Origin of the sequence: Hydrogenophaga palleronii, from assembly GCF_031457455.1 — a bacterium.
Taxonomy (GTDB): Bacteria; Pseudomonadota; Gammaproteobacteria; order Burkholderiales; family Burkholderiaceae_C; genus Hydrogenophaga; species Hydrogenophaga palleronii_A.
Genome location: NZ_JAVDWU010000007.1, coordinates 41184 through 55130, shown reverse-complemented (window position 1 = coordinate 55130; position 13947 = coordinate 41184). Strand labels below are relative to the sequence as shown.

Genomic DNA, 13947 nt, shown 5'->3' with positions numbered 1-13947 from the left:
CGAGGCGGATTGCCTCGACCGCCAACATCGCAGAATCACGGGCGCAACGAACCGCCACCAACGTAGCCGGAGCGTCTACCGCGCGAGCGGTTTAGTCCATCGACCCAATCCGGGCATTGGACATACAGCATCGACCACCGCGAAGCGGTCGCCCATCCAGGTCGTGCGAACCCAATCACCCAGACATACCCCCGCGCGATCCTCGGGCGGCTCGTGTTCGCTTGTGCCAGCACGACGCCGCGGCCCGCGGCTCATTCGGCCCGCTGAGGAATGTCACTAGTCAGGAGAGTCGATGGATGCCCTGCCACTTCATTTCACCTCGCCCTTGACCATCTCCTGATATTCGGCCGTTTGCTTGAACGCCGACAACGCACGGTTAAGCCGTTCCAGCGCGGGCTTCATGTTCATCGACTTCGCGAAGGCAACGTGCAGAGGATCTCGTGTCAATGGGTGAGGCAACACGACAAATTCGTTCCGCATGGCTTTCAGTTTAGGATCCAAAGCAAACAATAGCTCAAATCCAGCCGTGCCATTGCCGACGATGGCGACATCAATTCTGCCGGCCAACAGTTTCCTCATCCGAAAGCGCTGATTGTCGTCACGGTCGACAGAAAAAACCCCGTCCGCAATGGCCCGATCAATTTCTTCGCCGTAGCTCGCACCCAGAGCGCCGCCGGCGGTCTTGCCCTTGAGATCCTGGACCCCGGCGAATGCGAACTCCTTTCCCTTCAAAACGACCAACTGAATGTCGTCGGAATAGATCGGCTCAGAGAAGTCGTACAGCTTGTCACGCTCCTCGTTCCATGAGAAATTGCCAATGCCGCCGCCGCCGAGACGAGACTCTCTCAGTGCGCGATTCCATGGCAATAGAACGAACTCGTAGCGATCCCCGGTATCCCTGGAGAGCCGGTTGAAAATTGCCGGAAAGACACCGGCCGGTTTTCCACCATCCAAATAGCTGACCGGCGCGTAGGCATCGTCACCATACACCACGATATCGTCCGCGTAGGCGGTGTGGGACAGGCAAGCCGATGCGAGGAAGCCCAGGACGAAGCGCAAGAGACCGAGTGATGACATTTCTTTCTCCTGAGTATGTTTGCGCCTCATCCGCCTAGTCGTTGTAGGTGGCGCGGATACTGCTGTCAACATCAGGCCACTGTGCTTGGCACATTTTGTCAGTCACAGAGCTGCAACAAACCCCCATATTACTCCGGCCCGATGAAGTATGAAATCTCCGTCATTCCGGCGAAAGCACCCCGCGGGAAGTCCGCCAACAGACCCCTAGCTAGCGACATGGAACCGGCATATTTGCATATTTGTTACTTCATGCTCGCGCACGCGGTGATGGGAACGCTACCGCCCGCCTTTCGGCTAGCAGTCACGTGAGGGACGGCACGCGTGCGAGCGAGGCCGCCACTGCGACCGCGCGCCGCAGCCTGTGGGGACGCCGCATCGGCCTGCTGCCCCAGGAGTCCTGGCTCGCCCTCGATTCGACCATGCGCGTGCTCGACAAGGTGGCCGAAACCCACCTCTTCGTGCGTGGGGCAAGCAGCCTCGCGGCAGCCCGCGAGCGTGCACGAGGCGATCTAGCTAGCCCTGCCCTTCCCCCCAAAAAGGGTCAAGCCCTCGCCGACTGGACCCTGCCGCTCGGGCGCTCGGACTTCCATTGCGGTATGCTCAAGTTCACGGCGCACAAGCCCCAGTTGGTCGTCGACGCGATCAACCACCTCAAGGCCAATGGCCAGATCCACCGAATCCTGCAGAACTAACAACAGTCCAGGCGTCGGGCATCAACAGATGGAGTCCGAATGCGTCTGAAACTGCGCTTGTCCATTGTGCTCGCAGTCGTCGTGGGCCTCCTGATTCCGGCTGCCGTGGGGAGTTCCTTCACTTTCAACCACTGGGAAAAGGTGCTCGCCGCACGCCTTTCGTCGGACCATGCGCGGCTGACCACCGTTCTCGCGCTGGGCGTCGAAAGCGCGTTGTGGAACCTCAGCCCCGACAGTGCGCGTCCTCTCCTCGAATCGATATTGGCAGACGCTCGGGTGGTGAAGCTTGTCGTGCGTGACGAACGTTCCAGCAACTTCATCGAGGCCGAGGAGCCCGAGCGCCGCAAAGGCCGGCAGATCCGCCTGGTGCGCGAGGTGTTGCATCAGGGCGAGGTCATCGGCGACGTGATGGTCGAGATCGACACCAGTGCGTTCGAGTCCGAAGTCGCCGACGCACGAACGATTCTCATCCTGACCCTGGTCGCGCAGCTATTGCTGAGCCTGTGGCTGATCGTTGGCATCTTGAACGCGCGCCTTGTCGGGCCGATCCGCCAATTGATGGTCGAGTCCGACCGGCTCGCGCGACGCGAGCTTGATGTTCCCTTCATCTGGAAGCGCGACGATGAGCTCGGCAGCCTCGGCGCGGCGCTGGAGCGCACCAGGCAGTCGCTGGCCGAGCTGTTCGGCGAACTTGAAGCGAAGAATCTTGAGTTGCGGGGCGACATCGAACGTCGAATCAAGACCGAAGCGGAGCTCGAACACCATCGAGAACATCTGGAGGAGCTGATCGCCGAGCGCACCGCCGAACTGCAGCTGGCGCGCGATGCGGCCCAAGCGGCCAACAACGCCAAGAGCGAGTTCCTGGCCAACATGAGTCACGAGATCCGCACGCCGATGAATGCCATCCTGGGCATGTCGCACCTGGCATTGCAGAGCGGCCTGAATCCGCAGCAGTTCAACTACGTTGACAAGGTGCGCCGCGCGGCCGAATCGCTGTTGGGCGTCATCAACGACATCCTCGACTTCTCCAAGATTGAGGCCGGCCACTTGGACATCGAACACATCCCGTTCGAGCTCGGCGATGTCATGGACGGCCTGGCCAACCTGCTGGGCATGAATGCCGAAGAAAAGGGGCTGGAACTGGTGTTCGCCTTGCCGCTGGACCTGCCCAACCCGCTGGTAGGCGACCCCTCGCGGCTGGGGCAGGTGCTGACGAACCTGGGCAATAACGCGGTCAAGTTCACCGAAGGGGGTGAGGTCATCGTGGGCGTCGAGGTGCTGGCGCGCGATGCCGATTCGGTCCGGTTGCGCTTCGAGGTTCGCGACTCCGGCATCGGCATCACGCCTGAGCAACTGCAGCGGCTCTTCAAGCCGTTCTCGCAGGCCGATTCCTCGACCAGCCGCCGCTTCGGCGGCACCGGCCTGGGCCTGGCCATCAGTCACCACCTGGTTCACATGATGGGAGGCGAACTTGGTGTCGACAGCGTACCGGGGCAGGGAAGCCGGTTCCACTTCAGCGCGAACTTCGGCATCGGAGTCGAACGCACTTCGGACGACGCGGCCGCGACCGATGACGGCCTGCGCGGTGCCAGAGTGCTCGTCGTCGACGACAACGACGCTGCGCGCGAGGTGCTGGTGCAAATGGCTGCCTCGCTCGGGCTGCGCGCCGCGGCAGCCACCGGCGGCCGCGAGGCCATTCAGCGGGTCCAGGCGGCGGACGCGAGTGACCAGCCCTTCAACCTGCTCTTGCTGGACTGGAAGATGCCGGGCATGAACGGTGTCGACTGTGCGAAGCAGCTCGCTAATTTGGCCCTGGCCCACCCGCCGCCCACCGTGCTGATGCTCACGGCCTTCTCCCGCGACGAGATGGCGCGCGGGCTGGCGGCCGAACAGCTCAGCGTGGCGGCCACGCTGACCAAGCCGGTCACACCTTCGACGCTTCTCGACGCCAGTCTGCAGGCCATCGGTCGGTCGCGCCAGCATGCCTTGCGCGGCGAACTGCGCGAGGAAACGCAGCAAAGCATCCGCGCCGCCCTGGCCGGTGCGCATGTTTTGCTGGTCGAGGACAACGCGTTCAACCAGGAGCTGGCGCTCGAGCTACTGAGCCGCGCGCAGATCGTGGTTCAGCTCGCCAACAACGGGCGCGAGGCGCTGGAGATGCTGTCTCGCGAACACTTCGACGCGGTGCTGATGGATTGCCAGATGCCCGTCATGGACGGCTATGCCGCGACTCGGGCGTTGCGCCAGCAGCCGCTGTTGAGAGCGCTGCCGGTGATCGCCATGACCGCCAACGCCATGGTCGGTGACCGCGAGGCTGTGCTTGCAGCGGGCATGAACGACCACATCGCCAAGCCGATCAACATCGATGAAATGTTTGCCACGCTGGCCAAGTGGCTTGCGCCGCGCAAGCAAACGGCAGCGTCCACCGGGAAGAACGCCGCGGCCACGGACTTCCGATCGCTGCCGGGAGTGGACGCGGTCGCTGCGCTGGAGAGCATGGGCTCCAACGAATCCCTCTATGCGAGGTTGCTGCAACTCTTCCTCAATGCCGAGCGCGATTTCATTGCGCGTTTCGCCTCGACCCGAGCACTCGGCGACATGGCTGCGGCGCAGCGGATGGCGCACGACCTCCAGTCGGTCGCGGGCACGCTGGGTATGAATGGACTGCGGCAAGCCGCCCTCGCCCTCGAGCAGGCGTGCTACGCCGGCGATGCACCAGCGATCGACGCGGGCTTGCAGGAGGTATCGGTTCAGATCGAGCCCATCCTGCAAGGTGTGCAGTTCTGGTCCGACGCGCAGTCGCGGGCCGCCAGTGCCCCCGCTTGAACAGAACGCGCGTTCAGCGCCTGCCCTCGGTCGGCGGTTGGAGCCGGCACTGCACATCGCGATGTCTGGAGAACGTGCCCGACCCGGCGGTCGGTGCGGAGTTGCCGGCGGCCGCCTAAGTGCGAATCGGCATGGTCATCGCCTTCGTGGACATGCCAGCGAAGCGCTCGCTGCTCGTGTCGAACGAGACCCGTCTCGACGGTGAAGTGCAGCGCATCCTGGAAGTACGCAAGGCGGGCCTCCGCGCGCTGGTTGATCGAGCGGTTGAGTGCACGGAAGCAGACAGCTGTGAAGGCCCGGTCATGGCCGCTTGTAGCCCTACCGGTTGAACATCCGTTGAGTCAGTCCTCCACCACACTCAATCACCCCGCTGCCAAACGTGCAGCCACGTGGCAGGTCCACCTATTCGCCGCATCTAGCCGACGAATGGTTGTCGATGTGGCGCGCCGTTGCACGTCGTACAGATGCAGGTGAATACCCACCCTTTCAATCCAAGGAGATCAAGATGCGATTCATGGTGATGGTGAAAGCAACAAAAGACAGCGAAGCGGGTGTGATGCCCACACAAGAGGAGTTCGCCGAGATGGGCGCCTTCAACGAAGCGCTCGTCAAGGCCGGAGTGATGGAAGCTGGCGAAGGGCTTCACCCCAGTTCCCGGGGGGCACGGGTCGCTTTCTCGGGCAAGCAGCGGAGCGTGATCAACGGCCCGTTTTCCGAGACCAAGGAGCTGGTGGCCGGCTTCTGGATCTGGAAGTGCGATTCGCTGCAGGACGCGATTGAGTGGGTGAAAAAATGCCCAAACCCGATGCGCACCGATTCCGAAATCGAGATCCGGCAGATTTTTTCTGCTGAGGATTTCGGCGACGCGCTGACGCCCGAACTGCGGGAGCAGGAGGAGCGTCTGCGCAAGGAAGTTCAGTCGCGGGCTGGCTGAATGATCGCCAGGAGGAAATGAAGTTCTCCGATGGAGCGGACGGGGCAAGTCCACATTCACACCATCCGCGCTCCAGCCTCCGGGTTCACCACGGCAGTTGGATTTTCCGTGCGCGGCTCGCCGGCGTAGAGCACCACCATGTTGGCCTTGGGGAACAGCGCAGCCAGTTCTTCTGACAGGCGCGCGGTGCTGGATTTCCAGGTCAGGCCGCCTTGCCTGGCGCCCATCAGCACAATGAGGTCGCCGTCGCGGTACTGTTCTTTCAAGGTGCTCGTGAGTGCCGGCCAGGTGCTGGTTTTGCCCAGACTCATTTCGCAGTCGGGGCTCTGCGCGCGCATGCGCTTGAACATGCGATCCGATCCCTTGTCTGGCGTCATCACCAGCGCGGGCGCACTGAGCTGGCGGGACAACCGCTTGATGAGCCTGATGCCATTGTTGAAGCCGGGTTCCAGGTCTGCCTCCGGAGGCACGGCGAACAACACGCGGCGGGTGGTGTTGAGCGGCTCGCGGGGCCGGAGCACCACCAGGGAAAAGTCCCGGTCGCGCAGCAGGTTCTCCATCAAGGAACCAAAGAAGAACTCGGGTGCGCGGCTCTCTTCGCTCCAGCCCATCAGCACCTCGGTCGCATTGAGTTCGCGCCGCGCCTTCAGAATGCCGGACGCCAGGTTGAGGTCGATGCGGGTGAGCGGTGTGGAGGGCACCTCGGCCTGAGACAGGTAACCCACCGCATCGCCCAACACCCGTTCGGCACCGGCCACATGGGCGGTGGTGTCGCCGTTGTCCTGCACCACGGTGATGGGATAGATGGCTTGGCCATGCTCTGGTTGTCGGAGCAGAAGGGCCAGGTCGAGCAGATGGTGGCTGGGTGCGCGCTCAGACAGCGCGGTGAGGATGCGCTGCTGTTCGGCAGCCGTGGGCTCCGGGGCGCTGGCCAGGTGCTGGGCCATCTTGCGGCCATAGCGCTCCACATGCCATGGGGCAATGACGCAGGTGATCAGGATCATCACGATGGCGCCATTGACCACCGCGTCGTCGAAAAGACCAATCTCATAGCCCACCACCGTGGCGGCCAGGGTGGCGGCGGCCTGGGCCACACTGAGCCCGAACACCACCCGCGACTGCGCCTTGTTGTAGCCCAGGAAAAGGCTGCTGATTTGAGCAGCCAGCCACTTCGACACGATCACCGTGAGCACCATGGCGGCGGTGATCATCAGGGCGCGCCAGTCTGCCAGGAACACCCGCACGTCCAGCAGCATGCCCACAGAGAGCAGGAAGAAAGGCACAAAAATGGCCTCGCCGGTGAACTGGATGCGGTTCATCAGCGGGCTGTTGTGCGGAATGAGCCGGTTCAGGGCCAGGCCAGCCAGGAAGGCGCCCACAATGGGTTCGGAACCTGCGGCGTGAGACAGGCTGGCGCAACCAAACACCACCGCCAGCACGAAGACGAATTCGGTCACACCGTCGCGCCCCACGTTGCGAAAGAACCAGCGCGCCAGCTTGGGCAGACCGTACAAAATGGCCAGCACATAGAGGCACAGGCTGGCGGCCAGGCGGTACCCAAAATAGTCGTCCATCTCCCCACGAACGGAGCCGGCAATCACCGCCAGCACCAGCAGGGCCAGGGTGTCGGTGATGATGGTGCCGCCCACGGCGGTGGTCACCGCCGTGTCGCGCGCAATGCCCAGTCGGCTGGCAATGGGATAGGCCAGCAGCGTGTGCGATGCAAACAGCGAAGCCAGCAAAATGGTCGCTGGCCAGGAAAAGTCCAGCAGGTAGCGCCCCACCGCCATACCAAGACCCATGGGTATGGCAAAGGTGAGCAAGCCAAACACCACACTGTGGAACTTGGAGCGGTTGAGCACCACCATGTCAATTTCCAGGGCGGCGGTGAACATGATGTACAGCAGCCCCACCGTGCCAAACAGGATGAAGGACTGGTCGCGGGCCAGCACACCCAGCGCATTCGGCCCCAGGATGGCCCCGGCCATCAACAGGCCGATGGTGCCTGGCAATTGCCAGCGGCCCATGACGATGGGCGCCAGCAGGATCAGGAAAGCGACCAGTGCGAAGACGGCGACCGGGTCCGAGATTTGTAGAACTTCAGGCATGCTGCATTGCACCATGGGGCGAAGCGTGCATGGTAACGGGAGTGCGATGGTCCTTGAAATTCCTTGATTTCAGAAGGAAAACCGTTCACTTCTTCTTGCGCACCACCTTCGCCGCCCCGCCTTTCCCCACCACCTGCTGCCGGGGCAGTGCGTGGGCCTGCTCCAGCCACAGCAGCGTTTCCGCCTGTGCCAGAAACCCGCGCAGGTAGTCGGGCGAGAGGTGGCGCATGAGGCTCAGGGTGTGCAGTACCAGCTTGTGGGAATTGAGCGGGCCGGCGTTGTCCGGGGCACGTTGTTCGGCCTTGCTCACCTCGGTCTCCGCGCTGATGCGTGACCAGGTTTCGTGGAAGCGCTGGGCGCTGCGCAGGGTGGGCCAGGGGGTGGCGTCCGTCTGGCCTGGGCTTTGGGGAAGCTCCTGGCGGGCGAGCTGGCTGGCCTGGGCGATGTGGGCGTTGAGGGCGGCCAGGGGAGAGCCGTGGGTGGGGGGCACCTTGTCGCTCATGGCTGGGCAACGGCTCCCGGAGCAGCCGTGCTGGGCGCAGGTGCAGCGCGTGGCACGGGGGCCATTTCCACACGACGGTTGAGCGCCCTACCATGTTCTTCGGCGTTGGACGCCACGGGTTGTTCGGCACCAAAAGCGGCGCTGAACACGCGCTGCTGCGGCATGCCTTCGGCAATCAATGCGCGGGTCACAGTGAGGGCGCGTTGGGCGGAGAGTTCCAGGTTGTCGGCGAAGCGCAGGTTGCCCTGCTGAATGGGGCGGTCGTCGGTGAAGCCGCTGACCATCAGCATTTCGTCGCGTTCGCCCAGGTACACCTGCAGTGGCGGCACCAGGCTTTGCAGCAGTTGCCGGCCTTCAGGGCGAAGCTCGGCGGAGTTGAGTGCAAACAGCACGCTGCCGCTGATGCCGATACGGCCATTGTTGAGCGTGACGCGCCCGCTCTGCAGCGGAATGGCCAGGGCTTTTTCCAGGGCCATGCGGCGCTGTTCTTCCTGCTGGCGCTTGGCCACTTCGCTTTGCAGGCTGCTCACCAGGTCCATCTGCACCAGCAACACGCCAATGAGCACCAGCACAAAGGCGCCCACAAGGCCTGCCATTAAGTCACCGAACACGGCCCACACGGGCGCGGTGGATTCCACACCGTCGTCGTCCTCTGCGCCCGGGCGGCCCAGGCTGCGGTCGTCCAGGCCGGCGATCATGCGGTGCCCTCAGCCAACGCGGCCGGGTGGCTGCGCAGGTGGCGCAAGTCTTCCACAATGCCCTGCTGCGCGCTGATGCTGAGGTCGATCACCTCGCGCGCCTGGGCCACGTAGTAGGCCAGCTGTTCGTCGCTGCGCGCCATGGACTGGCCCATGGCAGCTTCCACGCGCTGCAGGCCTTCCATGAGCTTCTCATTGGCGCTGCTGAACCGTTGCACGCCTTGCTGGAAGGCTTCGCCCAGAGCGGCCAGCTCGGCCGCGCTGCTGGCCATGTGGGTGGCCTGCTCTTCGGCGCGGCCGGCTTGTGCGCCCATGGTCTGCGCAAACTGTTCGCCGGTGCGGTTGAGCACGTCGGTGGCAGACGCCACCAGGGTTTCTATGGCGGCGCGCTGTTCGCTGGTGGTTTGCTGCACGTTCTGCAGCAAAGTGCTGATGTGGGCCACCAGTTCGCTGCGTTCCTGCAGGGCGAGGTTGTCGCGCTCGGTGAGGCGGCTCATTTCCTGCCGCAACTGGGCAATCACTTCAGCCGCCGCCTTGGGCGCCTCTGAAGCGGTTTCAATCAGGCGGGCCATGGGTGCTTCCAGCGCCGTGCCCAAGGTGGCCAGGTGGGTGCTGACCTGGCTGTTCACCGCGGCCTGCAACTCGCCCAGGCGCTCCACCGCGGCCTGGCTGCGTGTGGCTTCGTCGTTGCGCAGGGTTTCCAGCTGGGTGGTGAAGGCGGCTTGCCATTCGGTGGTGCGTTCTGCAGCAGATTGTCCGCGGGTGGCCTCTTCTGCGCGCAGGGTTTGCAGGTGTTCGGCCATGTCCGTCTGCAAGCTGGCCAGGCGATCCACCACGGCTTGGGCGCGCGCAGCTTCGGCGTCGCGCAGCGCGGCCAGTTCGCTGCGCCACAGGCTGGCGATTTCATCCATGCGCTGGCCTTGCTGCTGTGCCCATTGCGCTTCAGACTCAGTGCGCGCCTGCACCAGCGCTTCGCTTTGCTCCAGCAGGCAGATCACGCCTTCCATACTGCGGCCAGCCTGCTCGCTGGCGCTTTCGGTGATGGCCTTTGCGGTGTTTTCCAGGGTCTGGCACACGGTCTGCTGGTGGGCCAGGGTTTGTTCGCCCACGCGCTGCCAGTGCGCTTGCAGGTCAGCCGCCACGGTTTGCAGCGATGCGGCCCATGTGGCTTGCTGGGCGGTGGCGGCTTCGCCTTGAGCGGCCTGGGTTTGGTTGGCATGGTCTTGCACGCCGGCGAGCAGCGCGCTGGCGCGTTCTTCAAAGCTGCGGGTGAAGCCGTTGAGCGACCGCTCCAGCCCGCCCACCAGGCGCTCGCTGGTGTCTGCCTGCTGCTGCAGGGCGCTGTGCCAGTGGCCAGCGACCTGGTCTGCCGTGGCGGCGAAGCGGATGGAGAGGCCTTCGAGCTGGGACTGCACAGTAGCGCCCACCTGTTCGTGCAGGCGGGTGGATTCGGCGGCCATGCCAGCCATGGCGGTGGTGACGATGGGGCGCAGGCTCTCACCCGCGGCACTGGCGCCGGCGGCCAGGCTTTCGCGCAGCGACTGTTGCACTGAGTGCGCGAGCCCGGTGTAGGCCGCGGCGGCTTCGCTGTGGAACTGCGCCTGGCGGGCCAGCAACTGTTCGTCCAGCTGCTGACCGCGTTTTTCCATTTGCGCCATCAGGGCTTGCAGGCCTTGCGCCACCTGGGGCAACGCTTCAGCCTGCTGCTGCAGCGCGCGGAACGCATCTACGCGCTGCTGCGCCTGCGAGAAGGGACGGAAGTCGGTGGTGATTTTGGTGTCCAGCGCGCGGGCCACGGCCACGCGTTCACGACGGGCCAACGCGGCCATGAGGCCCAGCATGGCCGAGGTGGCCACACCAGCCACCGAGGTGCCAAAAGACAGGCCCAGCCCGCGAATGGGTGCGGCCAGTGCGGAGCGGATGGCCTGCAAGTCAGTGGAGCCTTCCAGCGCAAACACCGCACCCTTGAACGTGACCACCATGCCCAGGAAGGTGCCCAGCATGCCCAGCATCACCAGCAGGCCAATGAGATACGGCGTGAGCGCCAGCGCAGGCAATGCGGCGCGTTCGCCTTCGATGCGGGCGCGCACCGCCGGGCGCAAAGCGGCAGGCACGCGGGGCAGCCAGTCGCCCAGCGCAGCCAGTGGCTGCGGCACCTGGGCCAGGGCCGACGCCAGGGCAGACGTGCCCTGCCGGAAGCGGTGCACCTCCAGCGCACCGGCGAAGTACACGCTGCCGATGGCCAGCGTCATCACCAGCGCCAGGGGGTTGTTGCCCACAAAGCCCGCGCCCACCCAGACCACGGCCAGCAGGCCCAGCGCCAGGCTGGCGAACCAAAGGGCCTGGCCAGTGGCGCTGGGGGACGAAGCGTTGGATGAAGCGTTGGTTGCGGCTTCGTTGGCGGCGGTCTCTTGGGCGGTGTTGGATGACATGGTATTCATGGGGCGGTCTGGTGCACGGGGGCGCCTGCGGTGGGTGCAGAGGCGGTCTTGGCTTGAGAGGCCTGCAGATAGGCCTCGATCATTCCGTGCACGGGTTGCAGGCGCAGATCGAGTTCGGCACGCAACAGGGCGTGCAGGTCTGCGGTCAGGGTGGGGGCAACGGCTCTTGCAGCTGCTGCGGATACGTCAGCGTCACTCGCCGTTTCAGCGGCCCTTTCAGCCGATTTATGCACGCGGGCAAAGCGCGCTTTCAAAAACGAAGGCGCGGTGGACAACAGGTGTTGTTCGCGCCCACCCAGCAGTTGCTGCAGCGAAGCGTCCAGCGCGGCCAGCTGCGCGAGGCGCGGCGAAATCATGGACAAGGTCTGGCGCACATGGTCGCGCAGGGCGTCGATGCGCATCTCCATGTGGCGCTGCAGGTCCAGCACATGCTGGTGCACGGGCGCAAATTCGTGTTCGGTCAGGTCGGCGTCGTGCCGGGTAATGGCGCGTTCCAGCGCCTGGCGCACGCGTTGCAGCTCAGCCTGCAGCTCGGCCGGGGCCTGCACAGCCACGCCCGGCGCGCGTGGTCGCTGCTTCACCGCCGGCAACGCCTGATGCAGGGCACGCAGGGCAATGGCGTCGGCCACATTCAGCCACTGGCCCAGCCGCTCGGCCACGTCCTGGCGCGGCGCATCCGCGCCATCAGGCACGGGCTGCCAGGCGGCCAGTTGGCGGACCAGGGTGGAACGGTGTTGAAAAGGGCTACGCAAAAACGGTTCCTCAGCGCCTTTTCAGGCGCCTGGCGGATGAATTCCAAAGGGGTTCGCTGGCCTTGCCCGCTCCTCGTGGTGAGCAGACAAAGGGGCGCGCCAGGCGCCCGTCAGCGCGGGTTTCGTACCATTCGGCACGTGGCCTCAACGACTGGCCGTCCAGAGACAGCCACGTTTTGGGCTAAGGCGTGATTATTCACATTGCGGGTACCGTTCATCGGGATTGGCGGCCGGGAGCCGGTGCAGAGGCGTAACGGGGTGTTGCTGGACTGCCGTTCCAAGAGCTCTTTTCAAGAAACATGACCGAACATTCCATCCAATTCCGCGCCGCTGCCGTGGTGGTTCACGAGGGCTTTGTGCTGCTGCATCAACGGGCGGGAGATGCATTCTGGGCACTGCCAGGGGGCCGCATCGAGCGTGGAGAAGACGCCCGAAGCGCGCTGGTACGTGAAATGAACGAAGAACTGAGCGCGCCGATCGACTGTGGCGAACTGCTCTACGTGGTGGAGAACTTCTTCAACCACGGTGGCCAGCCCCATCACGAGATCGGTCTTTACTTTCTCGCGCAATTCAATGCGGCTACCCCGCTACTCGACAAGTCGAAGTGCCACCGCGGCGTTGAAGGTCTAAAGCGGCTTGATTTCCAGTGGTTTGCCCCCGATGAACTCCCAGCGCTTGACCTTCGGCCCGCGTTTCTGCGAGGGGTCATATCCCAACCGGTGCTTGCCTTTCAACACCTTGTGCAGAGATGCTGAGCGTTTCCCCCCAACGGGTTCTTGTGGTGCTGAAACCTGGGTGAAGCGCGCGTCACGCCAGCTCAAAAGGCTACATGTTGGCATGCGCGCTCAGCTCTTTCCCAAACTCCTTTCAGGCCACAGGTTTCTGGTGTGCGACCATCAGCAGACCGGCAAGGCGGTGTACTTCCGCCCGCATCGCAGGTGGCGCCAGCACCTCGATCTCAGCGCCATAGCTCAGCAGCTGTCGCGCACCGTGTTCAATCGATTCCACTGAAAGCAACACTTCGCGCCAGCCCCGCCGCGCCTTGGACCCGCCGTGTGCCAGCGGCAGCACCACCACCTGAATTCTGGCGTTGCCGAGCCAGGTGAGGCCTCGCGGTGACACCAGCGCGCGGACCTCCATGGCTCGCAGCTCAGCTTCAAATCGGCGTGCCGACGTTTCCCAGGCACTGGCCAGATCGAAGCCGCGCGGACGCTTGAAGGAGCGGCCACCGGTCGTGACGCTGTGCATGCTGGCCAAGCGGTAGGTTCGCCAGCCCTCTTGGTTCGCCTTGCGGGCCAGCAGGTACCAGGCACCGGCTTTCAGCACCAGGCCCAGCGGTTCCAGCTCATGCAGTGATGTCCCGCGCCAGCTTTCGTAGCGCACGCTCAAGCGCCGGCCGCGCCAGACGGCGTCTGCCACCTCGCGCAGAAAGCGGGGCGTGTCCCGCGCGCGGTACCAGTCCACCGGGTCGATGTGCAACCGCTCACCCACCCTGTCTGCCTGCTCTCGCCATGCGGCAGGCAGGCTGGCCACCAGCTTCAGGCGGGCCGAAGCTGCGGCCGCACCCAGACCCAGTTCCGTGGCCGGCCCGGGCAAGCCAGCCAGCAGCAACGCATGGGCTTCCGACTCGGTCATGCCCGTGAGCTGGGTGCTCCACCCTGGCTGCAACTGAAAACCGCCCTGGTGCCCGCGCTCACCCCACAGCGGCACGCCGGCTGCCGACAACTGATCGATGTCTCGCAGGATGGTACGCGGTGACACCTCCAGGGCCTGGGCCAGGCTGGACGCAGTCATGCGGCCCCGCGCCTGTAGCAACATGAGGATGGAGAGCAGTCGGGAGGCTTTCATTGTTCAGAGATTCTCCTGAAAGATTTCAAACATGACACACCTTGGCATATTGCCATGAGCATCATGTGG

Annotated in this window: 12 protein-coding genes; 5 read left to right on the top strand and 7 right to left on the bottom strand. The window is 64.3% G+C overall.

Features of this window, described 5'->3' with window-relative positions:
* Positions 1–309: 309 nt before the first annotated feature.
* The gene (locus tag J2W49_RS16410; RefSeq protein WP_310318516.1) at positions 310–1077 is read right to left on the bottom strand and encodes a substrate-binding periplasmic protein; all 768 of its coding nucleotides are present in this window, start codon (positions 1075–1077) and stop codon (positions 310–312) included.
* Between the two features lie 305 nt (positions 1078–1382).
* Between J2W49_RS16410 and J2W49_RS16405 the strand changes: the two genes are divergently transcribed.
* From J2W49_RS16405 to J2W49_RS16390, 4 genes are all read left to right on the top strand, one after another.
* Positions 1383–1769 carry a hypothetical protein gene (locus J2W49_RS16405; RefSeq protein WP_310318513.1) on the top strand — a complete coding sequence of 129 codons (387 nt, stop codon included), beginning with the start codon at positions 1383–1385 and terminating at the stop codon, positions 1767–1769.
* Between the two features lie 39 nt (positions 1770–1808).
* Positions 1809–4595, top strand: a complete 2787-nt coding sequence (locus tag J2W49_RS16400) for a response regulator (RefSeq protein WP_310318510.1) — start codon at positions 1809–1811, stop codon at positions 4593–4595.
* Between the two features lie 131 nt (positions 4596–4726).
* On the top strand, positions 4727–4924 hold the full coding sequence (locus J2W49_RS16395) for a hypothetical protein (RefSeq protein ID WP_310318508.1): 198 nt from the start codon (positions 4727–4729) through the stop codon (positions 4922–4924).
* Between the two features lie 176 nt (positions 4925–5100).
* On the top strand, positions 5101–5529 hold the full coding sequence (locus tag J2W49_RS16390) for a YciI family protein (RefSeq protein WP_310318506.1): 429 nt from the start codon (positions 5101–5103) through the stop codon (positions 5527–5529).
* 56 nt (positions 5530–5585) lie between these two features.
* On the opposite strand, the gene J2W49_RS16385 is transcribed toward J2W49_RS16390, so the two are convergent.
* From J2W49_RS16385 to J2W49_RS16365, 5 genes are all read right to left on the bottom strand, one after another.
* The gene (locus J2W49_RS16385; protein WP_310318503.1) at positions 5586–7637 is read right to left on the bottom strand and encodes a cation:proton antiporter domain-containing protein; all 2052 of its coding nucleotides are present in this window, start codon (positions 7635–7637) and stop codon (positions 5586–5588) included.
* 85 nt (positions 7638–7722) lie between these two features.
* Complete coding sequence (locus J2W49_RS16380; protein WP_310318500.1) at positions 7723–8139, bottom strand: DUF2894 domain-containing protein; 417 nt, start codon at positions 8137–8139, stop codon at positions 7723–7725.
* Positions 8136–8837 (bottom strand): OmpA family protein, encoded by a 702-nt coding sequence (locus tag J2W49_RS16375; protein WP_310318498.1) that lies wholly within the window; start codon positions 8835–8837, stop codon positions 8136–8138. Before J2W49_RS16375 ends, J2W49_RS16380 begins: the two co-directional genes overlap by 4 nt.
* A complete protein-coding gene (locus J2W49_RS16370; protein WP_310318494.1) occupies positions 8834–11278 on the bottom strand; it encodes a DUF802 domain-containing protein in 2445 nt (814 codons plus the stop codon). Before J2W49_RS16370 ends, J2W49_RS16375 begins: the two co-directional genes overlap by 4 nt.
* On the bottom strand, positions 11275–12030 hold the full coding sequence (locus J2W49_RS16365) for a DUF3348 family protein (RefSeq protein ID WP_310318489.1): 756 nt from the start codon (positions 12028–12030) through the stop codon (positions 11275–11277). The genes J2W49_RS16370 and J2W49_RS16365 overlap by 4 nt, the downstream gene beginning before the upstream one ends.
* A gap of 299 nt (positions 12031–12329) precedes the next feature.
* Here J2W49_RS16365 and J2W49_RS16360 point away from each other — a divergent pair, with 299 nt between their 5' ends.
* A complete protein-coding gene (locus J2W49_RS16360) occupies positions 12330–12785 on the top strand; it encodes an NUDIX hydrolase (protein ID WP_310318486.1) in 456 nt (151 codons plus the stop codon).
* Between the two features lie 112 nt (positions 12786–12897).
* On the opposite strand, the gene J2W49_RS16355 is transcribed toward J2W49_RS16360, so the two are convergent.
* Positions 12898–13878 carry a helix-turn-helix transcriptional regulator gene (locus tag J2W49_RS16355; protein ID WP_310318484.1) on the bottom strand — a complete coding sequence of 327 codons (981 nt, stop codon included), beginning with the start codon at positions 13876–13878 and terminating at the stop codon, positions 12898–12900.
* Between the last annotated feature and the right edge of the window lie 69 nt (positions 13879–13947).